This window comes from Pseudomonas sp. S8, from assembly GCF_050473925.1.
GTDB classification, from domain to species: Bacteria; Pseudomonadota; Gammaproteobacteria; order Pseudomonadales; family Pseudomonadaceae; genus Aquipseudomonas; species Aquipseudomonas parakoreensis.
Genome location: NZ_JBFDVZ010000016.1, coordinates 1442323 through 1464366, shown reverse-complemented (window position 1 = coordinate 1464366; position 22044 = coordinate 1442323). Strand labels below are relative to the sequence as shown.

Genomic DNA, 22044 nt, shown 5'->3' with positions numbered 1-22044 from the left:
GTATCGAGAATGTACAGAAATTGTAAGCGACTGCACTAAAAGGGTTGGTGCCACTAGTTGGCCGGTAGATACTTCGCGTCATTCAAAGTGTCACCAAGGACATTTCATGGTTATTTCACAGGGAGTCTTCTCATGACGATCGGCATTGTCGGTGGTTGGGAAAGCAAGGCAGGGGTGCTGGTTCGCAATACGGGCGCGAAAAAGCAGGTGAATCAGAGCGTCAAGGTGCAGCAGATGCTGACCATGGTCGGCAACGATCCGAACGCGCTGAACACCGCGGAAATGGACAAGCAGGGCCTGCGCAAGAACATCAAGGGCTTCGACCCGTCGAACACTTCGGTCAAACAACTGGGCAATCTGAGCGTTTTCCTGCGCAGCCGCGGGCTGATCTCCGAGATCACCTCGTTCACCTTGCTCAATGCCGGCGACAAGTTTGACCGGTTCGGCGTGACCAAAGACGTCGATGCCAAATTCAACGCACTGGAATATTTCGCCACCCAGCTCGACGCGATCCAGAGCAATGGCCTCAATGGCAACGCTTACGGCAAGAACCTGATCCCCGAATTCAAAAAGGCGATCTACGTGCTGCAGAACCTGAAAACCTACGGTGAAGGCAACGCGCCGAAACCGGTGGATCAAGGCGTCAAAGCCAAGGCCTGAATCTTGAAAACGGCCCGCCCATTTTTTTGTGGGCGGGCCGTTTTTTTAGCCTCGGTACATTTCCCCAGCGTGGCGGGCCTGATCCTGCAAGCGTTGCATGTGCGGGCAGTGCAATGTCAGCGTTGACGGCTGGTAGCCGCGATGAAACAGCGCCAGCCAGCCTTCGCTACGCTCATCGGGGACGATCCCGGTGAAAGCGAAACCTATATCGGCAAGTTGGCCCATTGCGGCGGGAAAACCCTGGGCGAGCCTGAGCCTTAGCGAAACCAGCCATTGCACCGGCAGTCGCTCAAGTTGCCTGAGCAGGTTGTCATCGAGTTCCTTGAGCACGATGTCATAGCGCCCCGAGGCGTGTTCGACATGGACCTTCGGGCCTCTCCAGGGCGCGGCTTTGTCGGTGGTACCAAACGCCCCCTCCAGATGCGACATCAATTCGCCGCAATCCGTTGGCCAGACCAGCGCGGGCAGTGGGCGTCGAAAACCCTCGATGTCGTAGTGGCCGACAACGATCGTCTCTCGGCCCTGTCCATCGAAGGGCGAAGAGGCGTAATCCGGCAACAGACCGCAGCTGTGAAAACCGAGACTGGCGGCCATACGCTGAGTGTACGGATGGTGCGTGACCTGCTTGATGGTGACGCCCCGGCAATCCAGGGCCTGGGCATGAATCAGCAATTGCCGGCCCAACCGTGTGGCGATGTTCTGCCCGCGGGCATCCGGATGTACCACCGTCAGTGCCAGTTCTGCCAGTGAGGATCTGCCAGACCGGCGAAACAGGGTGGCATGCCCGCGAATCTGCCCGTTCACCTCCGCCACCAGCGAGTGCCAGCGTCCGTCACTGTGATTCTGATTGATCATGCACGGCAGATACACATGCGGTTGAGGATAACGAGTGCTGTAAATGGCTTCGAACAGGCCATTGACTGCCGGTGCGTCGGTGATGCGATAACGCCGCAGGATGGTCTTGGCCATCAAGCTTGCTGCTCGCACGGAGTCTGATAGTCGCGCCGGTCCACAACCCGCTGTTGCTTGCCGGAACGTGGGTGACACGTCAGTTCATCGCTGGCGCAGGCGATCACATGCAGATCGAGCAATTGCTCGCCGTGCAGCTTCTCGATCAACGGATATTGCTCGATCAGCGTGCTGCGCAGGTTTGCGCTGGCCTGGGCGATATCAGTCATGTGCCTGTCGGGTACCCATCTGAGACTCAGCAGGTCTTTTTTTCCCTGCTGCTCGATGATCAATTGCCAGTCGGCGCTTTTCCCGAGGCTTTGCACCAGGTCGCCAGTGTCACGCATGTCCAGACTCAAAACGCCCACCCGCACTCGCTGGCTGCTCATACTGCGTCCCATCAGCGCGAATTTGCGCATGGGCGTGCCGGGCGGTTCACGCCAGCACGCCAGATCGCCGACGGGATAGCGGATGACGGGCATCAGGCGACGGGTCAGATTGGTCATGACCAGTTTGCCGTTACGGTCGCATTCTTCGATGACTGCGCCGCTCACCTCATCGATGATCTCCAGCACGCTGTGGTGCTCAAGCATCCGGTGTTCGCCCAGGGCGCAATCGCGGGTGCTGACGCCGATCAGTCCGGCATCGACGCTGGCGTAACCGATGGAGGCAATACGCGCGTTCGGAAGCACCCGACGCAGCATTTGCAGTTGTGCGCCGAACAGGCTCTCGCCGCCGTAGAGCAGGGTTTCGACGCCCTCCAGAATTTGCGACCGACGCTCGAGCCAGGCGGCAAATTTCAACAGTTGCGCCGGCACGCCAGCCAGCACGTTGATCCGGTTCGCCATGATCGATTTGGCCAGTACGGCGCTATCAACGGCCCCGGTGAACGGAAACTCGCTGACGGGCGTCTCGACATGTGCAAGGGCATCGTGGACAAAGATGAAGCTGGCATACAGGTCACCGACGAAAAACAGATTGGCGACTCGGTCGCCGGGGTTCAGTTGTGCCGTGAGGTGGACGCCGAAATCGCGCGTCAGGGTTTGCCATTCGCCGCGGGTGAACAGCGACAGTTTGCCTGATCCGGTGGTCCCCCCGGTCTGGAAGACCAGCGCATCCGCGGTCGGGCCGGTCAACGGCGACCACTGCTGCAGGGGCTGGCTGCCGTGCCAGTACTGCCCGGGATCGACCAGGGGCAACTCGTTCAAGCTGCTGAGGGGACCTGCAACGTCCTTGAAGTGTTCAAGGTAATAAGGCGAATGTTGGCGGGCAAAATCGAGCAAGGCATTCAAATCTGTGGTGGTGTTCATGGTGGTTTCATATGCAAAGGAGCGGTGGGGCGCCAGCAGGCGCCCGTCTTCAGCGGCGTGAATCAATCACTGAGGGTGTCTTGCCGCTGTGTCTGTTGCGGACAAATTGCGCAACGGCGCATTGCTCGACGTCCACGGTGAGCAGTCCGGTCTGCACCAGCGTGTTCAGCGTCTGATAGCCCTGCAACTGAAGATGGGCCTGAGCCGGCTCCAGAGGACTGCGTAGTCGCATGCGTTCCCGGCCGTCAGGGCCGTGGTCAAGGATCAGTTGAAACGGTGCTTGCAGGTGCTGCTCCAGCGTTGTCAGCGAGATGAAGTCAGTGCCGATGCGCAGCAATTTGCCGTGCCGTTGCAGCAGCTCGAAGCGCGGTGAGGTCAGACCGCAGGGACATGGGCCGGATAGCCAGCGTCCGCTGTCACCGATGTCATAGCGCTGCACGGACTGGCCCTGACGCGCCCGGGAGGTCACCAGCAGACGCCCCGACTCACCGTGATCGACCGGCGCGTCCTGATCGAAATGGACGATTTCCAGGTGCTGAATGTCGCTCATCAGGTGGAACACACCGTCTGCCGTGGCCTGGCAGGCATGGCCGAGCGGACCGGCATCGACACTGCCGTAAATCGCCGACCGGATCAGCCTGACTCCGCAGCTTTGCAACAACTCGCGGGTGGGCGCGCTCACATGCTCGCCGCCGAGAAAAACCTTGTCGATGGCGCCATAGCGCTGCAGCGTCTGCTGTTCATTGAGAAACAACCGGTGCACGGTGCTGGGCATGCCGATCAGCACCGTGATCCGTTGTTGCACGATCAGTTGCGCGATCTCCCGGTAATCGTCATCCGCTGGAGCGCCCATCGGCCAGTGTCGGGCCTCCAGTTGTTCCAGCGCCTTGGCAAAACTTGAAAACCCACCGTACAGCCCGCCGCTGAAGAACAGGTTCATGACGTTGTCTTGCGCCGGATCGAGGCCGGCCGCGAGCAGGCCGTCGGCGGTGGCACGCATCTGAAGCTGGAAATCGTGGTAACTGAAAGCGGAAAGTGTGGGCGTACCGCTGCTGCCGCCGGACCGAAAGTACAGTTGTGCCTTGGCATTCGGTGGCTGACTTGCAAATGTCGCCTTGTCCATGATCGAAACCCCTGATAGCCCTGGCGCAGGAGGCTGGCGGTCAAGCGTGGCACACCCCGCCAGCGCGTCAGGCGGCAGGCTGACCGAGACGCGACGGCTCAGGCGCTGCAGGGCGTAAACACCGTCATGGGGTTCGCCGTCGTAGCCGTCGTGGATGGCTTCAATCGGGGCGATGCGGGTCACACCGGCGGCGATCAGCGTCTGCGCCAGTTCGGCGATTTGCGCCTCAGGACACAGCAAGGCACAGCTCTGCAGTACGTTGCGCCACGGCGACAACGTAGCGCCGAGCAGTTCGCGGGGCAGGGGTTTGAGCAGCAGGCTGCGAAACAGCGCAGAAGGTTCGAGCTGACGGTCATGGCTCCAGATCACCCGCCAGTGCGGCGTACTCCAGACCCGGCCGGTTTGCTCGGCAAAACTCTGCGCCAATCGCGCCATCGCCGCACTGGTGGTGATTTGTGAGGCTTCTTCGAGCGTCGGGATAAGCGCCGGCCAGTGCCCGGTGCGACGCTCGAACGCGGCAGCCAGTTGCGCCCCGATATCGTTCAATACGCTCGCATCGTCGCTGTCCACCAGCAACCATTGCGGGCTGGAGCAGGCTTGCTGATCGAGGCGGCAGACTTCATCGGCAATGGCATCGAGGACGGCGGGTGATGCCGCATCCGGGGTCAGGTAAGCGAAGCTGATGCGGTGACCCCAGTCGATCCAGCGACAGCCTGGCGGGATCTGCAGGCGGATGGCTTGCAGCGCGGTTTCGCCGCCCCAGGCGGAGACACCGTTGGCGTGTCTGCACAGCTGACCGATTTGTCCAGTCGTTGTCGGCAACACCGCGACGTATCCATCGAGTTGTCCGCTCGGGTCACATTCCAGCAACTTCTGGAGCAGGCGCGCAGTGAGTCCGCCGTCGCTGCTGCTGGGCCGCAGCCAGTTGACGTTGCCGCTCAAAAGACCTTCCAGGACTGCACAGAATGCCAACAGCGGCGCGTTGGCCGGCGTGATGTGAACCACCAGTCCCAGAGGACTCCAGCGCTCGAAACGCGACTGCCGATAGTCGATGCGGCGCAGGGAATCGGGTCGCAGGCCCAGCTCATGATCAAGCTTGGCCTGCAGCGTCGCAGGCTGGCAAAAGTCGATCAGGGCCTGGCGCTGGCTGGTGTCGAGTGACAGCTCCAGAGCTTGATGCTGCAGGCGTTCGGCGAACGCCCGCGCAGCGGTCAGTAAAGTGGAGGTCTCAAGGGGAGTCTGCAGCCGATTTGGCAGTTGCGGGTAAAGTTGTTGCAGCGCACTGTCGAGATCGCAGTCGCAGCGCAGTTTTCCGTTGATCAAGTACATATCAGTGTTTCCCCAGGAATTCGGAAGCGGCCATGGCGCAGCTCCTCGCGGCCGTCGTGCCGGCGCGGCCATGCAACTGGAACCAGTCGCTCGCCAGACCACAACCGCAACTTGCAGCGGGATACAGCGTGGCGAGGTCGCTCATGACCACCGCGTGGGCGGGACTTGACGAGATGTAAGGCGAGACCAGACTGAGCAGACCGCACTGCCCATAGAGCAGGACCGAAAAGTCCACGGGGCTGCGTACGTACACTTTCGAATAGACCGGCACATGAAAATGGTGGTGGGCACACTCGATGTAAGGCACCGCGTGCTCGACGGCGCCGTAGCCATCGCGACAGTCTTTGGCATCCATGCCCAATTGCTGCTGGATCCGTGCGTACAACTGTTGCTTGGGGACTTCTTCGGCGGCACGGGTTTTCCAGCCGCCTCCAAAGAACGCCAGCGACCCGGCCGGCAGTTGCAGATCCGTCGCGCCGGTGGCGCGCATGCGTTGCAGGGTTTCCCATAGAAAAGCCGGGAAACCGAAGATGCGCACCGGCAAACCTTCTTCAGCAAACGCTTGCAGGGCCGTGATCACGCCGAACAGATCGAACCGATGACCGTCACCGTCGGCCCGTAGCGCATACACCACCCGATTGACGGGGGCAAAGCCACACAGAAACTGATCGGTGAACGATGTGCCCAAGGTGATTCGCGCCTGGGGTTCGTAGCTCAGCAACAGGTAATTGCAGGGCGTATGCGGTGTAATCCAGCCGTACTGCGCGAAGATCCGCTCGACCATGTACTGCGCCGCACCCAGGCTGCGCGCGTCATAACGCATGCGGCTTTTTTGCCCGCTGGTGCCGGAGGACGTCAGTTCCAGCGCGTCCTCGCCCGTGGAGCTGAGCAGCAAATGCTGTTTGAAGAAATTGGCGAAAATCGGTGGCAGCTGCGACCAGTCCTCCAGGGTTTCGAGGTCTTTGGCTGCAATGCCATTGGCGTTTAGCCAATGTTCATAACCTGGGGTGTGTGCGATGTGAAACCCCGTGATTTCGAGCATGGCCCGATCAAACAGACCGGGCGCCAACGAGTCCGCACAGTAGGCGGCCGGGGATGCGCAGAGTGCGTCACTGTGAGGGAAAAGGTGCATTAGCGGGCCTCCTCAGGTGTAGCCGGTGCAAGGTCGGGTTGCTTTGACAAGTGCACAAAGCGCTGGATCAGCGGCAGGCACAGCAAACCAGCGAGTGCCGCGCACAGGGCGAAACCCTCGAGACTGTCGGCACCGCCAACAGCGGCTATCAGCGAACCGCCCGTGCCCATTACGACAATCGAGAGCATGCCGATGGTCGCGGAAACCAGGCCCTTGCTGTCATCGCTGGCGAAAAGTGCCAACCGGTACAGCGCCGCATTGCTCATGCCCAAGCCAATGGCATACAACGACAGGCTGGCAATCAACAGCGGCAGCGCTGCGCTGGACAGGGCGGTGCCAATCAATGCGGTCAGGCCCAGGCACAGTGGCCATCGTGCAATGCGAATGACCCGGGTCAACGAGTGGCTGGCGAGCAAACGATCAAGGATCAGATTGCCGACAATCACGGCGCCGAAGATCGGGACTTGCCACAGCCCGTATTCGCGCGAGGACAGGCCCAGCAACTGCATCAGCAGCAGCGGCGACAGCCCGATCCAGGCAATCAGGGGCAGGCTCATCAAGCCCAGTGCGAGGCTGGCGTACAGGAAGTGGCGGTTGCCGAGCAGCGTCAGATAGCGCTGCCCAATCTGCCGTAAATTGAACTCAACGGGTGCCTGTTGTTGGCCGTCGTTGCGCATGACGCCGATTGTCTCGGGCATGCAGACATACAGCCCCAGCCAGGCAACAGCCGCCGCCAGGCCCAGGCCGAGAAACAGCGTCCGCCAGCTCAGCCATTCGAGCAGCAGGCTGCCAAGCAATGGCCCGAGCAGCGGCGACAGCAATGCCACATTGCCCAACAACGCCATCAGGCGCACGGCATCCGCTTCACGGAAAACTTCCTGCAGGGCCGGATAACTGACGGCCACGACGAAGCCCAGGCCCATCCCCTGCATCAGCCGCAGCAGGTTGAACGCCTCAATGCTGCTGGAGCCAAAGGTCGCGGCACAGGCCACGCCGAACAACAGGCACCCGCTCAACAGCAGCCGCCGCCGGCCAAAACGGTCGGAGAGTGGCCCCATCAGCCATTGCAGGCAGACACCACCGATCAGGTACAGATTGAATGCGTAGGGAACATGCTGCGCGTCTGCTTCGAATTCCAGGGTAACGGCCAGCATTGCCGGCATGATCAGGTCGCTGGCCATGTAGGTCAGCAGTTCAAACAGGGAGACGGCCAGACAGAAGCCGAGGGCCTGTCCGGGGCTGATATCGATAAGTGTTCGTTGCATGCGCGGGTGTGCTCGTGGTTGGGCATCAGGAGCGCAGAGGGTAGGGCGGTGAGGAGGGGGATTTACACCCGGCAGGTGTGTCCAGAAATATCAAAAATGCGCAAATCGTTGCAGCTCGAAGAGTCCTACAAAAGCTTGATCAGCGTCTTACACGCGCAGGTCACATTAGAGACAGAAAACGCCTGCTATTCAGCAGGCGCGGTCGTTCCGGGAACACAGTTTTTAACGTTTATCCGGGGAGTCATCGCCTATCGATGTTGGTAATAACCGGGACCTTCCTGGTACCGATGGTGGTCGTCATGCCAGCCGCCGTGGGGGAAAATGATGCAGCCGCTCAAGGTCAGTACGGCAAGGACGGGAATCAGCCAGGTGATTCGACGGAACATTTCAAAAATCCTCATGGTTACGCCGTCATGAAGCCAAAACTCTTCATCGGCTGTAACATGAGACCGCGTTTATCAAAGCCCATCCCCGCAACACGGTATGTGCATGGCATGCAACCGGATACAAACCGGATACATTTGAAAGGTTCAGGAACCCGCAATGACCCAGAAGCAACGTTTGAAATATTCGATACTGATCGCGCTGTCGGTGCTGGCGATCATGCTCGGCCTGTCGTGGCTGCAAAATGCCGGGATGATCAGCGAGAAGACGTTCCAGTACATCGCCATCGGTGTGGCGGTGGTCGTGGTGGTGATCAACGGGGTGATGCGCCGCAAGGTCAAACCCTGACGGCGATCGCGGGACGCTTCAATCGTGATTGAGCACGGCAGCAGCCTGTGGATGCAGGCTGTAACTCTTGTCCGGGTTGAAGGTGACCACACCTTCGGCACACAGACGCTTCAACACTTCGCGCACGCTGAGAAAGGACAACGGAATATCCAGGTCCAGCAATTGGCTGTGCACACCGCGCACGCCCAGGCGTCGATCGTTTTGCGCGGCGACCAACAGCGCGTCGATGACCTTCAGGCGAATCAGGCTGGTACGCAGACCGAAGCTTTTGAGCAGCAGGCGAATGCGCTCATTGCCCTGGCGTTCCGGGCTGGGTGCGAAACTGCTCGCGCGGGGACTCATGGAAGCTCCTTGTGACGCCTGGCTACCGTCCGTTGGTAGTTGCGAGTTGTACATGGGTTACTCCTTTGCAGAGCCTGTTCAGGAAACGTTTTGGCTGCTCTCAGTAAACAAGACGTTTCAGCACGACAAATCATGAAAGGAAATATGTAGAAATTTTGTCGGTTATTCGTTGTTTTCCCGTCATCGGCGGTTTGTCCCTTGGGCAAACGGGCTAAATATTTTTTTGCTGCATTCGTTTTCTGAACAGCCACCTTGCGCCCAGGCGCAGGCGTCAACTTCAGACCGAGTTCGGACCTTGCGCAAAGCACGCGTCGAACCGTGTCCTATCGATCAGGAGCGAGTGTGATTATTTCCAGGCAGTTAACCGGGCTGGCCCTCGCCAGCGCGTTTCTCGGGCTCAGTCTGTCGGCCCATGCATTCAGTCCCGCCACGCCAGCCAGTGCCGATATCCGCCGCACCGCGTTTGGCGTACCGCACATCCGCGCCGAGAACGAGCGCGGGCTGGGTTTCGGCATCGGTTACGCCTACGCGCAGGACAACCTGTGCTTGCTGGCCAACGAGATTGTCACGGTCAACGGTCAGCGCTCGCGCTATTTCGGGCCGGAGCAGTTCACTGTCGAACAACGCGAGAATCGCGTCAGCGACCTGTTCTTCACTTGGCTCAACACCCCCGAAGCGGTGAAAGCCTTCTGGGACGCGCAACCGGCGCAGGTGCACGATCTGGTGGAAGGTTATGCCGCCGGCTACAACCGCTATTTGGCCGAACGCCGCGAGCAAGGTCTGCCGCAACAGTGTCAGGGCGAGTGGGTGCGCGATATCGCTGCCGAAGATCTGGTGAAGCTCACTCGGCGCTTGTTGGTCGAGGGCGGTGTCGGGCAGTTCGCCGAAGCCCTGGCGGGCGCGACCCCGCCGCAGGCCACGGCGCAGTTCGACAGCAAGGCGCAGGCCTATCAGCTGGCGGACGCGCGCCTGCAGCGCTTCGCACTGGATCGCGGCAGCAACGCCGTGGCGGTCGGCAGTGAACGCTCATTCAACGGACGCGGCATGTTGCTGGCCAACCCGCATTTTCCGTGGGTCGGCGGCATGCGCTTTTACCAGATGCACCTGACCATCCCCGGCAAACTCGACGTCATGGGCGCCGCCTTGCCGGGGCTGCCGATGATCAACATCGGTTTCAACCAGCATCTGGCCTGGACCCACACGGTCGATTCATCCAAACACTTCACTTTGTATCGCCTGCAACTCGACCCGAAAGACCCGACCCGCTACCTGCTCGACGGTAAATCGTTGCCGCTGAACAAGCAGACCGTTACCGTGCAGGTCAAGCAGGCGGATGGCCAAGTGGTGCCGGTTTCGCGCGATGTCTACAGCTCGCAGTTCGGCCCGATCGTACAGTGGCCGGGCAAACTCGACTGGGATCATCAGTACGCTTACAGCCTGCGCGACGCCAATCTGGACAATGATCGCGTGCTGACGCAGTGGTACGCGATGAACCAGGCATCAAGCCTCAAAGCCCTGCAGGATTCGGTGCACAAGATCCAGGGCATCCCGTGGGTCAACACGCTGGCCGTGGATGACAAGGGGCAAACGCTGTACATGAACCTGTCGGTGGTGCCGAACGTCAGCGCCGACAAACTGGCCAAGTGCAGCGACCCACGCATCGGCTTGCAGATGATTGTGCTCGACGGTTCCAACAGCGCTTGCGCCTGGGATACCGATCCGCAAGCGGCGCAGAAGGGCATCTATGCCGCCAGCCAGCTGCCGCAACTGTTGCGCAAGGACTTCGTTCAGCACTCCAACGATTCCGCGTGGCTGGCCAACCCGGCACAACCGCTGACCGGGTTCTCGCCACTGATCAGTCAGGACGGCCAACCACTGGGGCTGCGATCACGATTTGCGCTGGAGCGTCTGAGTGCGCTGGGCAAAAAGGGGCCGCTGGCGGTCAAGGATCTGCAGCAGATGGTGATGGACGACAACGTCTATCTGGCAACCCAGGTGCTGCCCGACCTGTTGAAGTTCTGCGCTGCGGATCTGGGGGCAGACGCGGCTGCGTTGAAGCCGGTTTGCGTCAGCCTCAAGGGCTGGGATGGCCGGGCGAATCTGAATTCGGGCATCGGTCTGGTGCACTTCCAGAACATCATGCAGGCGTTGCAAGCGTCGCCGGATGTCTGGCGGGTGCCGTTCGATCCAAAAGACCCGCAACATACGCCACGCGGGTTGGCGATCGAGCAACCGACCGTGAGCAAGGCCCTGCGTGAAGCGCTGCTGGCGTCGGCTGCCACCGCGCAGAAAATGGGGCTCAAACCTGAAACCCGCTGGGGCGATATTCAAGTGGTGAGCAGCGGCGCTCGACAAACTGCGATCCACGGCGGGCCCGGGACGCTGGGAATCTACAACGCGATCCAGAGCGTGCCGCGTGAAGACGGCAAACTCGAAGTGATCAGCGGTACCAGTTATCTGCAAGTGGTGAGCTTTGACGACAACGGTCCGCATGCTCAGGGGCTGCTGGCGTTCTCGCTGTCGAGCGACCCCGAGTCGAAATATTCCCGGGATCAGACCGAGGCGTTTTCGAAAAAACAGTGGAGCGTCTTGCCATTCACTGAACAGCAGATCGCTGCCGACCCGCAGTATCAATTGCAGACCGTTCGCGAAGTCGCGGGCAAGAACGCAGAGGTGGTTGCGCAGTAAGTCAGCCTGAACGAAAAAGCCGCTGCCCCCTGAATGGGGACAGCGGCTTTTTATTGCGCAGAGTTCACCCTGGCAGGTGGTGTCGGGTTTCAGGTTTTCGGCGGCTGCCGCGGCATCGAATTGATTACCGGATCACCCTCGGTATTACGGGTCAGGTAGACCGGCAACACTTTGGGCAGAGTGTTGACGAGCCCGCCGAGTTCTTTGACGTTGTAGACACCGCCGACACGGATGGCGCCGGTACTGGCGTCAGCCAGTTTCAACGGTTTGCTCAGATAGCGATTGATCAGCGGCAAGGCCTCATTCAGTGCCAGGTTGTCGAGCACCAGTTTGCCACTGCGCCAGGCCAGAGCGTTGTCGTTGGCGTAGGTCTGACTGATCTGTGGCATGTAATCGCCATGCCGGTACTGCGCCTGCATGGCGGGCCCAAGGCGCAGACCGTCGCCGGGCAGTGCGGCGTTGCTGGTTACCAGCACTGAGCCTTCGATCAGATTGACCCGCACCTGATCTTCGTAGAGCCAGACATTGAAGCGGGTGCCGGTCACGCGGATCTTGCCTTCGCCGGCCCTGACCACGAACGGGTGGGAGAGGTCATGACTGACTTCGAAAAACGCCTCGCCTTTTTTCAGGGTGACTCGGCGTTCGTCCTTGTAATTGGTGAAAGTCAGCTCGGTGTTGAGGTTGAGTTCGACTTGACTGCCATCGTTCAAGGTAACTTGACGGACATTGTCGGTGGCTTCGAAGTGCTGATAGCTGTTGGGCAACCAGCCCAGATTCCAGCCACTGTACGCCGCCAGTGGCAAGGCCAGTGCGCACACGCTCGCCGCAATTGCATAGCGACGCCAGGCGGGAACCGCTTTATTCAGCGGTACATTCGGCAGTGCCTGCGGACGGGGCAAGTGCTCGGCAACGTCCCAGATTTCCAGCATGGCGTCATATTCGAACGCATGCAGCGGATGCGCATCACGCCATTGCTCGAAAGCCAGACGCTCCTCGGTGGAGCAGTCTACGGCGTGCAGACGCATGCACCAGTGCGCGGCGGCATCGGTGATTGCATCGTATTCGGCTTCCGAGAGGGATTCTTGGGTCATTGACTCGTCCTGATTTGCTGCATTCTAACCTTGCGGGTCGGGTGCCGAGAACATCCGTCATGGCAATTGCCCATCAAAGTGGAACTTATTTTTCCGTGTGGCGCCCAAAAACAGGACGTTAGACGAACATCATCCACAAATGGAGTGAAAAAATGATCAAAAAAACCTTGGCCGCTGCAATCGCCACTGCCGCCTTGTTCAGTGCCGGTGCTGCCATGGCTGACCGTCCCGGTGCGGGCTGGGTCACCATCGAAAAGGCTATCGAGATCGTGAAAACCAAGGCCGGTTACGTCGAAGTCTATGAAATCGAGGCCGACAATGACGGCTACTGGAAAGGTGAGGGACGCAAGGCCGATGGTTCGGTGTATGAATTCCGTATCGATGGTGCCTCGGGCAATGTATTGCGCGACCAGAAAGACTGACCTTGCCTCGCGATAAACAATGCGCAGGCCAACCGCCTGCGCATTTTTTTGCTTCAGTTGAGCCCTTCTTGAGCTTGGGGCACCGGATCGAGCTGGCGGCCCATTTCACAGATCAAAAAGGCGATCGAATCGGCATTGCGCAATATCGTGTCGATTCGTGGAGTCGGGTTGGAAGGGTTGAGAAAAGCGGTCCGCGCGTCATCCAGATTCGCGCTACGCGTGGTCTTGAGAATTTCCTTGCGTACATGATTCATGCCTTCAATCATGTCGATATCCAGCCACTCCTGAAGTTCATGGCTCCAGCGCGAGAACAGCTCTTCACGGGGGGTAGACAGTGACAGAGCTTCGCGTTGAAAACGTGTCTGCAACTGTTTGCGGGAAGCTCCGTAACCGGTCACCGTAGCAATCAGATCAGCAAACGGGCGCCGCGCTTCCAGCGAAGCAATGTCTACGGTCTTGCTGAACTGATGGGAAAACTCGTGGATGAGCGTCGCGGCCCGTGCATGCCCTTCGACATTGAAGGGCTCGGTCAGCCCGGTGTTGTACCACTCCAGTTCTTGATTGAAGAATTTTTCGGTGAAATGGACTTTCTTGAGTAAATCGCCATCCAGTACAAAGGCGATTACACCCGAGTCGGGCTGTCTGTTCGAGCCGACCACAAAGCGACGAGTATTCAACAGGTCTTCTGTTGGATCGACCAATGCATTACAGATCGGCACGATGGACAGCTTCAACTTGTGGAGCATGTCGGCATCAATCCGTTGCACGTCAAAAAACGACTTGAGAAAAGTATCGAGGCGGGTGCCCGGCACATCGTTTCTTAGCTGAACAAGATTGTGCAGGCTGTTGAACGCGTAATGCCGGGCCAGATCAATTGCCTCGATCAACATGAGTGCTTTTTCCGGATGGCGGGCGCGGATTTCTTCCATGCCTTGCGCTTCGATATTCAGCATGTACCGGGCCTGGCGATGGGTGGTGTAATGGTTGACCATCTTCGACAAGGCCTTGCCGAAATGCACGGTATGGCGATCCGGATCCAGCACCAGTTGCCGGGAGGCGGTGTGCTGCAACACCGGACCTGGCTGGCCGGCGCCCTTGATTTGCCAGACGACTCCCGGCCGCTCCACGGGATAGACTTTGCCGGCAATGGGGGCGTAGGTCGCTCTGGTGTTCAGGTCCTGATACGTGCCCTCGGCAGCATTATGGGTCAGATCCTTGAGGGCGATCTTCGAGGTTTCGAATGCCTGCAACGCGGTGCGCTGCGGATCGGTCGGCTTGGTCTGCGCAAGGACAGGGGCGCTCGGCGCGGTTGGCTGCGGCGGCACCGCCTCTTGAGATTCCAGACGTGACTCCAGAGCCAGCCGCCCGAGACTGATCATTTCCGCTGCGCCGGCGGTAAAGGTTTCCAGTGCACGTTTCCAGTGGTGATCCTGCAACGCTTCGGCGGAGCCCTTGAAATCCTTGTAGCTTTGCCAGAGAAACTGCGCACAGGCGAGTTTGCCCGGCAGCACGCCCCGGACCAACTGGATGCCCGAACTGAACAGGTGCTTCGCGGCGTCCCAATCCGTCTGCGCCGACGGCATTGAATGGCCGCTCAGCAAGCGTGGCAGCAAGGCCAGGTTATCGTCGAACAACTGCAGCAACCAGTTACCGTTGACCGGGGTGGTGGCCAGGGTCATCTCCCTCGCCTGGCCGCTGCTTGCGTTGAACAACGCGCTGAAGATCGAACGTTGAGTTTCCGGCAAGCGGCGCAGCAACAAGTCCTGCAGTGAGCCCGGCGAATTCAGCGCGGCGATGACTGACGCCTCATCCTCGAATTCACTGAATGCGTATTCACCATGGTAGGGCGCATACAACACTTGGGGACCGGGTTTTCCTGCAGGTCCGATCAAGTACAGGCCCAACGCCTTGACCGCTGCAGCCCCGGCGGTCTTGATCAGCGCCAGCGGCCGGGCAATGGCATCGGCCCCTTGCACGGTCGCGCGGGCCACGGCGTCGGGCATGTCGAACACCTGAGCAATCAAGCCGAAGGCCTTCGGCGACAAGCGTTGTTGCAGTTGTAACTGATGGGCATGTTGCAGCAATTGCCAAGGCAGTTGGTGGAGGAAACGCTGTTTGCGTTGTTCAGCAGCGACGTTACTGGCGGACAACGCCGAGGTGATTTTATCGGCAAACGTCGTTGCAACGTTCAGGGACAGCAGCAGGCTTCTGACGGCTTGCTGGTCAAGCCCTGTCGGCAGCGCCCGGTCGGTACCCGAGCTGAGGGTGAATGCCGTGCTCTGTGCGAGATGTGCATGGTTCAAGGCGAAATCGGTCAGGCTCATCGCAGACCCGATCAGCGTCTGTGCCGGGGTGATGGTGATCTGTTCGGGGTCGAGATCCTGCCTCTGCAAGCGGGTTCTCAACAGCGTTTGAAGAGTCTGCCTGATGTAGTCACGCACGGTTGGCAGCGCGTGGAGATAATCCTGATCGTCAATGACGCTGTGGCGCCACTGTTCCAGCAGCTCCAGATGCAACTGCTGCGCTTCAAGCGTGGCCATGCCCAGCCAGGCAGGCAACGAATGCTGTTTGCCGATCGCCCGCGCCAGAGCGGTGGCGCGCTGCAGGTTGGTCTCTACGACTTGCTCACTCAGCGTCCTGAGGATTTGAGTTTCCCGCGGCTTTGGCCATTGACGGCCCCGTACCTGTTCACAGCGCTGGAGAAAATGTTCGATCGCCGACTCGGTCCGATCCTGCAAGACACTGCGGCTGATCAGCTGCCACTGTCCCAGCGTGAAGTGTTGATGGAGCCCTTGGTGCCGGGGGGAAAGGTTTTCCAACAGCGTCAGGCGTTTTTGCGGATCCGCCAGTCGCTGGTCCAAAACCTGTCTGGCATGCTCGATTGAGCGGAAGACTTCCAGGCCCAGGGCTGGTGTCCACACCATCGCGCGTCCTGAGTGCTGCGTATCGCGGCCACCGCGTTCCGTGAGCAGGACGCAGTTGGCCAGCGGCAGCATTTCGCTTTGCCCGGCGACCTGCAACGTCAATGACCAGGCATCCGGCTGAAACCCGTTGAGTGCCCTGCGGCGGCTGCGATCCGGTTGATCCGGATTGAACACGGTGTCGACCAGCGCTTGCTCATGGCGGCTCAGCGTCCCGTTCAGGACTCTCAACCGTGCTTCACCTGTGATGCCGACAGACAGGGCGTGCGCCAGCTTCGCGGCGATTCCTTGCAGGTAGGTGCGCTGCAGCGCCGTGACGGTCAGCGGTTGGGCGGCGAAGTCGGCGGCGAGGGTGGGCATGATGCTGCCGAACTTGCGCACTTCGCCCGCGGCGGTGTCCGCCAGCACCCTTGAAGGTAATTGGTTGCCAGTGAGCATCGGCCGGGTGCTCCAGCGCCCGTGGGCATCCAGGGTCTCAAGCCGCTCGTGGAGCATCGAACGGATGTCCAGGGCCTTGTCGAACAGTGCGCGAATATCCACGGCGCCGTCGCTGTGCCGATACCACTGCAGGGCATAGTCGATGTTCTGTCGCTGCTTGGTGATGATCAACTCGAGCAGCACGCTGAAAACATCTCCGGCAATCGATTGGCCGGAAACCTGCGGCTTGTCGAAACCGAGGAAGCGTTGCCGCTCATCGAGACTCAGCAGACCGTAGAGTTCGTCTTCGTGCCCGGGGCTGGCAAATTTGCTGAGCAGCATGGCTTTGAGATCTTCGTAATCCCTGAGCACCTGCAAGCCGTGGGTCGGGGTATACAGGCAACTGTCGGAATGGCTGATCATCAGCGCGCCGGCCAGCTCCACGAAGTTTGCCTGATGCTCCCACAAGCGCACGGTTTCCAGCGTCGCGCGGCGTGCCGGACCGTCGCTGAAACCCAACGAGGTCAGCAGGCTGTCGAAGGTGTGCTGCTCGATAATGCCAGCTTCGCGTTTGAGCAAAAAGTCAGCCAGCGCCTGCTGTCGAATGCTTTGCGCAAATACGCTGCGCCGCGGGCCCCCGCCAGCGCTGGGCCCATTCCAATAGCGCTCCATTTGCTGATACAGCAATACCAGCAGTTTGCCCGAAGCCGTGGTGATGGCTGTTTCCCAGTGTTGCTGATCACTGGCCTGGACTGTCCGGTCCGGGTGCGAAAACTCATGGGTCTGGCCAATCGGCCATCCGGTGTGGCGAAAGTGCAACAGCAGCGCATCGCCAAGTGACAGCGCTTCAAATCCACTCCGTGAAGGACGGTCGGTCGATGCCGGACCGCTTGCTGCGGCGGCTGTGTAATGGTTCGCGCGTGTGCGGGTCTGGTCGACGCCACGCATGGTCGGCGTCAGGAGTGTGTCGAGTATGCTCTGGAGCAGGCTGTCTAGTTCGGGCAGTTGCATCAATTCATCGAGCATTGCCTGAGCGTTGAGTCGCAGGCAGTGTTCGATGGCAGCGCGTTGATCTTCGAAGATATCGCCCTCGACAAGCTGGTAGGTCACGCTGACGGCGCGTCGCTCAACCAGCCGTTCGCGTTGTGACAGGGCGAGCAATGCCAGCAGCCGATCATCTTCGGTGACACGGTTCAGGCGCTCTTCCAGGTGTGCGGTCAGGCTGGCGAGGCTGGCATGTTTTTTCAGCCCGTCGAAGGGGGTGTACAACATGACGCCGCGATCCTCGGGGGTGGCACTGAGTATGAAGCTGCCGGCCAGAGGCACTGCAGGCGTATCGTCGGTGTTGAGCAGGATTCGATGGGCAAGCATGGGCGGGGTTTGCTGACTGCGCAATGCATGGGTGGCCAGTTGCACGTGGTTCAGCCACTGGAAGTCAGCGATGGACAAGTGATGGACATTGCCGAGTTCACGCCACAATCCGGGGGAATCGAGAAAGGACAGGAACAGCAGGGGAGGCAGGGGAGCAGGCATCATCGGGTCTCGTTCAGGGCACCGTCCGGTGCACCGGTAAATTGAGACTCGAGACTAATGACCGGCCAGATGACGCGGGTGGTACATAGTTACCGCACAAGCGGCAACGCCGTGTGCTTGCTGCGACAAGCCTTCACCGCAACGGTTGACAGCACCCGTGTCTGACGTGGTTAATCGGTGGGCTGGATATTCGTACGCTGTTGTTCCCTCCAATAATTAGTCTGGAGCTTCAGATGTCTGCGCCACACGAACCCCTGTCTTCCCTCGCTGCGTCCACACTTTCGCTCGAAGCGTTGACGCAATTGCTTGAAAAGGTTTTTCTGCGCCATGGTACGTCGGCGTCCGTCGCCCGCACCTTGGCTGCCAACTGCGCCGGTGCCGAGCGTGACGGGGCACACAGTCATGGCGTGTTCCGTATCCCCGGTTATGTCTCGACCCTCAACAGTGGCTGGGTCAATGGTCAGGCGGTGCCGGTGGTCGAGGACGTGGCCTCCGGTTTTGTGCGAGTCGATGCCGGCAATGGTTTTGCCCAGCCGGCGCTGGCCGCTGCCCGGTCGCTGCTGGTGGAAAAGGCGCGCAACGCCGGGATTGCCGTGTTGGCGATTCGCAATTCCCATCACTTTGCGGCGCTTTGGCCGGACGTCGAGCCGTTCGCCGAGGAAGGCCTGGTGGCGCTCAGCGTGGTCAACAGCATGACCTGCGTGGTGCCCCATGGCGCCGACAGACCGCTGTTCGGCACCAACCCGATTGCCTTTGCCGCGCCCCGCGCAGGCGGAGCACCGATCGTGTTTGATCTGGCGACCAGCGCCATTGCTCACGGCGACGTGCAGATTGCCGCACGCAAGGGTGAACGGCTGCCCGCCGGAATGGGTGTGGACGGTTTGGGTCAGGCGACGCAGGATCCGAAGGCCATTCTTGAGGGCGGCGCACTGTTGCCGTTTGGCGGCCACAAAGGTTCGGCGCTGTCGATGATGGTCGAGCTGCTGGCCGCGGCGTTGACAGGCGGGAACTTTTCTTTCGAATTCGACTGGTCGAACCATCCCGGGGCCAAAACACCGTGGACCGGGCAGTTGCTGATCGTCATCGATCCAAGCAAAGCAGCCGGGCAACCGTTTGCCGAGCGCAGCGAAGAGCTGGTGCGGCAGATGCACGGCGTGGGGTTGAAACGTTTGCCGGGCGATCGTCGGCATTTGCAGCGCGCGAGATCACTGACCGAAGGCATCGTGCTGGATGAGCAGACGCTGGCGCAGTTGCGAGCGCTGGCGGGGGAATAATGGTCAGCTAACCGATGTGGCGAGGGAGCAAGCTCCCTCGCCACAGATTTATTGTCAGGCCTTGAACAATGCGCTCTGACAATCGTCGCTTAGCGACGACCGAGCAACAAGCCCACCACCAGGCCAAAACCGGCGGAAATCGCCACGGTCTGCCACGGATGGCCGCCAATGTAGCTCTCGGTGGCCTCGACCGCCGGTTTGGTGCGCTCACGCACGCTGGAGACCGAGTCCAGCGCCTGTTGCAGTTTCAGAGCGATCTGTCCGCGCAGGGTCTCGGCTTCTTCGCCCACCAGTGAGGCGCTGCTCTTGAGCAGTTTGTCGGACTCTTCGATCAAAGCCTGAAGTTCGCTGAACGCCTGATCCTTGATTTGGTCTTCGACGGCTTGCACGCGGGATTTGCGGGCCATTGGGTGACTCCTTGCAGATGGATGAACAGTGATCAATGGAGTGTGGCGCTGACGGAAAAGTTGCACTGATTTTAGGTGCGAAAGAAAAACCTGCGCGGGAGATTTCCGCCGAGCGTGTAAGATGTCGCCATTTTACGCAGCAGGTATTTCCCCATGAGTTTCAATCTGGCCGACAAATCCCTCGCCGAGCGCGCTGCGCTGGAAGACGAGAAATCCCGTCTGTTCGAACTCTGGCAGAACAATCTGGGCAAAGCCAAAGGCGAAGCCGCGCGGTTGTTCGGCGAACGCTCCAAGCGCAAGGGCAAATGGGCCGAGTGGGTGCGCGCTGAGCTGGATGGCATGTCCCCGCCGGAATTCGCCAACATGGTGCGCAGTGAAGTCAATCGCCTGATGGCAGCCAACAAGTAACATGCGCCTCAGTCCGCGTTGAAACACCCGACAATCGCCTCACGCACCTTGATCACCACCGGGTCGATCTGCGTGCTGGTGCGCCAGCCCAGTTCGATCGGGTAACGCGGCAGCGCCAGCGGGCAGGGCAGCAGCATCAGTCCGCTGAGCCCGGCAATGGCCTGGGCGGCATGGGTCGGGATGGTTGCCACGGCGTCGCTGCCCTTGAGCAGATGCGGCAGCGCGGCAAAGTGCGTGGTCGAGGCGCAGACCCGCCGGCTCAGCCCCAGTGCCGCCAGCCCCTCATCGGTGATGCCGATAAAACCGCCCGAGGACACCAGAATGTGCTCGCGAGCGACGAACTCCGGCAAATCGATGCCCTGTTGACCGGGCGCCAGACTGCCCGGATCGACCAGGCAGGCATAATCCCCTTCACCCAATACCAGACGACTGAGCAAGCGCTCGGCAAACCCGCCGGCGGTGATCGCCAGGTCGATGCTGCGCTCCATCAGGGCGCGAGCGACGATCTGGCTGTGGGTCTGGCGGAAGATCAGCCGCAGCTTGGGTGCACAGCGGGCGATTTCTTCGATCAGGCGCCGGCCATAGGCAATTTCGAAGTCATCCGACAGGCCTACCGTCACCGAACGGCCGTCATAGTGATGGGCCGCCGGGTCGACCATCGCCAGGCTTTGCCGGCATTTGTTCAGCGCCTCGCTGACCACCGGCTTCAGTTGATTGGCCTTGAGCGTCGGTGCCAGACCGCGTCCGGTGCGCACGAACAATTGATCACCATACACGTCGCGCAACCGGCGCAATGCCGCGCTGACCGCCGATTGGGTCACGCCCAGACGCAGCGCCGCACGGCTGGCGCTGGACTCCTCATGCAGCGCTTCGAAGACTTTCAGCAGGTTGAGGTCGATGGTTGCGATATTCATTTGGCTCATATCATTCAGCAGTGAATCGGTCTTTATTCATGATCCCGTGCCGCCGCAGAATCGGCAACACTTGAACCTGATGGAGTGACTGCAATGCCCAAATCAATCGTCGCCGCCCTGCAGATTGGCGCGTTGCCCGGTGGCAAGGGTGAAACCCTGGAACAGATCCTCAGCTGGGAAGACGCGATCAGCGAGTGCGGCGCGGCGTTGGTGGTCATGCCGGAAGCGCTGCTCGGTGGCTATCCGAAAGGCGAGGGCTTTGGCACTCAGTTGGGCTATCGCCTGCCCGAGGGGCGCGAGGCCTTCGCACGCTATTTCGCGAACGCCATTGACGTCCCGGGGGCAGAAACTGAAGCACTGGCCGGTTTGTCGGCACGCACCGGGGCCAATCTGGTGATCGGCGTGATCGAGCGCGCCGGCAGCACGTTGTATTGCACGGCGCTGTATTTCGACCCGCAGGCGGGGCTGGTGGCCAAGCATCGCAAACTGATGCCGACTGGCACCGAGCGACTGATCTGGGGCAAGGGCGACGGCTCGACGCTGCCGGTACTCGACACGCAGGTCGGCAAACTCGGTGCGGTGGTGTGCTGGGAAAACATGATGCCGCTGCTGCGCACGGCGATGTACGCCAAAGGCATTGAGGTCTGGTGCGCGCCGACCGTGGACGAGCGCGAGATGTGGCAGGTCAGCATGCGCCACATCGCCCACGAGGGCCGTTGCTTTGTGGTCAGTGCCTGTCAGGTGCAGGCTTCACCGAACGCGCTGGGCGTGGAGATTGCCAACTGGCCGGCGGATCGGCCGTTGATTGCCGGCGGCAGTGTGATTGTCGGGCCGATGGGCGATGTGCTGGCCGGGCCGTTGCGTGGCGAGGCGGGGTTGCTGACGGCTGAGATCGATACTGATGAGCTGGTTCGGGCGCGCTATGACTACGACGTGGTTGGCCACTATGCGCGGCCGGATGTGTTTGAGCTGTCGGTTGATGAACGCGCCAAACCCGGCGTGCGGTTCAGCGCATAACGTCGGGCTGATTGAAAAACCTGTGGGAGCTGGCTTGCCAGCGATGGCGGACTGTCAGCAACTACGATGTTGGCTGACGCGACCCTATCGCTGGCAAGCCAGCTCCCACAG

18 protein-coding genes are annotated in these 22044 nt (G+C 60.4%); 7 read left to right on the top strand and 11 right to left on the bottom strand.

Annotated elements, in window-relative coordinates:
* Positions 1 to 132: 132 nt before the first annotated feature.
* The gene (locus AB1J88_RS07835; RefSeq protein ID WP_041067079.1) at positions 133 to 660 is read left to right on the top strand and encodes a hypothetical protein; all 528 of its coding nucleotides are present in this window, start codon (positions 133 to 135) and stop codon (positions 658 to 660) included.
* A 45-nt stretch (positions 661 to 705) separates the two neighbouring features.
* Here AB1J88_RS07835 and AB1J88_RS07830 read toward each other — a convergent pair whose 3' ends face one another.
* From AB1J88_RS07830 to AB1J88_RS07805, 6 genes are all read right to left on the bottom strand, one after another.
* Complete coding sequence (locus AB1J88_RS07830) at positions 706 to 1629, bottom strand: GNAT family N-acetyltransferase (protein WP_430290690.1); 924 nt, start codon at positions 1627 to 1629, stop codon at positions 706 to 708.
* Positions 1629 to 2918, bottom strand: coding sequence for a phenylacetate--CoA ligase family protein (locus tag AB1J88_RS07825; RefSeq protein WP_430290689.1), 1290 nt, complete (start codon positions 2916 to 2918; stop codon positions 1629 to 1631). Before AB1J88_RS07825 ends, AB1J88_RS07830 begins: the two co-directional genes overlap by 1 nt.
* A 49-nt stretch (positions 2919 to 2967) precedes the next feature.
* Positions 2968 to 5370 carry an acyl-CoA reductase gene (locus AB1J88_RS07820; RefSeq protein WP_430290688.1) on the bottom strand — a complete coding sequence of 801 codons (2403 nt, stop codon included), beginning with the start codon at positions 5368 to 5370 and terminating at the stop codon, positions 2968 to 2970.
* A 1-nt stretch (position 5371) separates the two neighbouring features.
* Positions 5372 to 6502 carry an acyl-protein synthase gene (locus AB1J88_RS07815; protein ID WP_430290687.1) on the bottom strand — a complete coding sequence of 377 codons (1131 nt, stop codon included), beginning with the start codon at positions 6500 to 6502 and terminating at the stop codon, positions 5372 to 5374.
* Positions 6502 to 7767, bottom strand: coding sequence for an MFS transporter (locus AB1J88_RS07810; protein ID WP_430290686.1), 1266 nt, complete (start codon positions 7765 to 7767; stop codon positions 6502 to 6504). The genes AB1J88_RS07815 and AB1J88_RS07810 overlap by 1 nt, the downstream gene beginning before the upstream one ends.
* Positions 7768 to 8015: 248 nt before the next feature.
* Positions 8016 to 8153, bottom strand: coding sequence for a hypothetical protein (locus AB1J88_RS07805; RefSeq protein WP_177327908.1), 138 nt, complete (start codon positions 8151 to 8153; stop codon positions 8016 to 8018).
* A gap of 157 nt (positions 8154 to 8310) precedes the next feature.
* Here AB1J88_RS07805 and AB1J88_RS07800 point away from each other — a divergent pair, with 157 nt between their 5' ends.
* On the top strand, positions 8311 to 8499 hold the full coding sequence (locus tag AB1J88_RS07800) for a hypothetical protein (RefSeq protein WP_041067099.1): 189 nt from the start codon (positions 8311 to 8313) through the stop codon (positions 8497 to 8499).
* Between the two features lie 18 nt (positions 8500 to 8517).
* On the opposite strand, the gene AB1J88_RS07795 is transcribed toward AB1J88_RS07800, so the two are convergent.
* Complete coding sequence (locus AB1J88_RS07795; protein ID WP_047294218.1) at positions 8518 to 8895, bottom strand: fe2+ zn2+ uptake regulation protein; 378 nt, start codon at positions 8893 to 8895, stop codon at positions 8518 to 8520.
* Positions 8896 to 9183: 288 nt separating this feature from the next.
* Between AB1J88_RS07795 and AB1J88_RS07790 the strand changes: the two genes are divergently transcribed.
* A complete protein-coding gene (locus tag AB1J88_RS07790; protein ID WP_430290685.1) occupies positions 9184 to 11529 on the top strand; it encodes an acylase in 2346 nt (781 codons plus the stop codon).
* Positions 11530 to 11618: 89 nt separating this feature from the next.
* Here AB1J88_RS07790 and AB1J88_RS07785 read toward each other — a convergent pair whose 3' ends face one another.
* Positions 11619 to 12620, bottom strand: coding sequence for a FecR family protein (locus tag AB1J88_RS07785; protein ID WP_430290684.1), 1002 nt, complete (start codon positions 12618 to 12620; stop codon positions 11619 to 11621).
* A gap of 152 nt (positions 12621 to 12772) precedes the next feature.
* Here AB1J88_RS07785 and AB1J88_RS07780 point away from each other — a divergent pair, with 152 nt between their 5' ends.
* Positions 12773 to 13042: a PepSY domain-containing protein gene (locus tag AB1J88_RS07780; RefSeq protein WP_007961867.1), complete on the top strand. Its 270-nt coding sequence runs from the start codon at positions 12773 to 12775 to the stop codon at positions 13040 to 13042.
* Between the two features lie 53 nt (positions 13043 to 13095).
* Here AB1J88_RS07780 and AB1J88_RS07775 read toward each other — a convergent pair whose 3' ends face one another.
* On the bottom strand, positions 13096 to 17913 hold the full coding sequence (locus AB1J88_RS07775) for a hypothetical protein (RefSeq protein WP_430290683.1): 4818 nt from the start codon (positions 17911 to 17913) through the stop codon (positions 13096 to 13098).
* Positions 17914 to 18146: 233 nt separating this feature from the next.
* On the opposite strand from AB1J88_RS07775, the gene AB1J88_RS07770 reads away from it, so the two are divergent.
* A complete protein-coding gene (locus AB1J88_RS07770; RefSeq protein WP_198759366.1) occupies positions 18147 to 19187 on the top strand; it encodes an Ldh family oxidoreductase in 1041 nt (346 codons plus the stop codon).
* Positions 19188 to 19276: 89 nt separating this feature from the next.
* Here the strand turns inward: AB1J88_RS07770 and AB1J88_RS07765 are convergent, their stop codons facing one another.
* Positions 19277 to 19594: a DUF883 family protein gene (locus AB1J88_RS07765; protein WP_007961870.1), complete on the bottom strand. Its 318-nt coding sequence runs from the start codon at positions 19592 to 19594 to the stop codon at positions 19277 to 19279.
* Positions 19595 to 19747: 153 nt separating this feature from the next.
* Between AB1J88_RS07765 and AB1J88_RS07760 the strand changes: the two genes are divergently transcribed.
* Entirely contained in the window at positions 19748 to 20002 is a 255-nt protein-coding gene (locus AB1J88_RS07760) for a hypothetical protein (protein ID WP_003224595.1), read from the top strand.
* A gap of 8 nt (positions 20003 to 20010) precedes the next feature.
* Here the strand turns inward: AB1J88_RS07760 and AB1J88_RS07755 are convergent, their stop codons facing one another.
* Positions 20011 to 20925 carry a LysR family transcriptional regulator gene (locus tag AB1J88_RS07755; protein WP_430290682.1) on the bottom strand — a complete coding sequence of 305 codons (915 nt, stop codon included), beginning with the start codon at positions 20923 to 20925 and terminating at the stop codon, positions 20011 to 20013.
* Positions 20926 to 21009: 84 nt separating this feature from the next.
* On the opposite strand from AB1J88_RS07755, the gene AB1J88_RS07750 reads away from it, so the two are divergent.
* Entirely contained in the window at positions 21010 to 21933 is a 924-nt protein-coding gene (locus AB1J88_RS07750; RefSeq protein WP_430290681.1) for a carbon-nitrogen hydrolase family protein, read from the top strand.
* Positions 21934 to 22044 lie beyond the last annotated feature (111 nt).

Bases quoted from the DNA above. Each gene is read 5' to 3' on its own strand.
- AB1J88_RS07835 (WP_041067079.1), top strand. From the start codon at position 133: ATGACGATCGGCATTGTCGGTGGTTGGGAAAGCAAGGCAGGGGTGCTG.
- AB1J88_RS07830 (WP_430290690.1), bottom strand. From the start codon at position 1,629: ATGGCCAAGACCATCCTGCGGCGTTATCGCATCACCGACGCACCGGCA.
- AB1J88_RS07825 (WP_430290689.1), bottom strand. From the start codon at position 2,918: ATGAACACCACCACAGATTTGAATGCCTTGCTCGATTTTGCCCGCCAA.
- AB1J88_RS07820 (WP_430290688.1), bottom strand. From the start codon at position 5,370: ATGTACTTGATCAACGGAAAACTGCGCTGCGACTGCGATCTCGACAGT.
- AB1J88_RS07815 (WP_430290687.1), bottom strand. From the start codon at position 6,502: ATGCACCTTTTCCCTCACAGTGACGCACTCTGCGCATCCCCGGCCGCC.
- AB1J88_RS07810 (WP_430290686.1), bottom strand. From the start codon at position 7,767: ATGCAACGAACACTTATCGATATCAGCCCCGGACAGGCCCTCGGCTTC.
- AB1J88_RS07805 (WP_177327908.1), bottom strand. From the start codon at position 8,153: ATGTTCCGTCGAATCACCTGGCTGATTCCCGTCCTTGCCGTACTGACC.
- AB1J88_RS07800 (WP_041067099.1), top strand. From the start codon at position 8,311: ATGACCCAGAAGCAACGTTTGAAATATTCGATACTGATCGCGCTGTCG.
- AB1J88_RS07795 (WP_047294218.1), bottom strand. From the start codon at position 8,895: ATGTACAACTCGCAACTACCAACGGACGGTAGCCAGGCGTCACAAGGA.
- AB1J88_RS07785 (WP_430290684.1), bottom strand. From the start codon at position 12,620: ATGACCCAAGAATCCCTCTCGGAAGCCGAATACGATGCAATCACCGAT.
- AB1J88_RS07780 (WP_007961867.1), top strand. From the start codon at position 12,773: ATGATCAAAAAAACCTTGGCCGCTGCAATCGCCACTGCCGCCTTGTTC.
- AB1J88_RS07775 (WP_430290683.1), bottom strand. From the start codon at position 17,913: ATGCCTGCTCCCCTGCCTCCCCTGCTGTTCCTGTCCTTTCTCGATTCC.
- AB1J88_RS07770 (WP_198759366.1), top strand. From the start codon at position 18,147: ATGTCTGCGCCACACGAACCCCTGTCTTCCCTCGCTGCGTCCACACTT.
- AB1J88_RS07765 (WP_007961870.1), bottom strand. From the start codon at position 19,594: ATGGCCCGCAAATCCCGCGTGCAAGCCGTCGAAGACCAAATCAAGGAT.
- AB1J88_RS07760 (WP_003224595.1), top strand. From the start codon at position 19,748: ATGAGTTTCAATCTGGCCGACAAATCCCTCGCCGAGCGCGCTGCGCTG.
- AB1J88_RS07755 (WP_430290682.1), bottom strand. From the start codon at position 20,925: ATGAGCCAAATGAATATCGCAACCATCGACCTCAACCTGCTGAAAGTC.
- AB1J88_RS07750 (WP_430290681.1), top strand. From the start codon at position 21,010: ATGCCCAAATCAATCGTCGCCGCCCTGCAGATTGGCGCGTTGCCCGGT.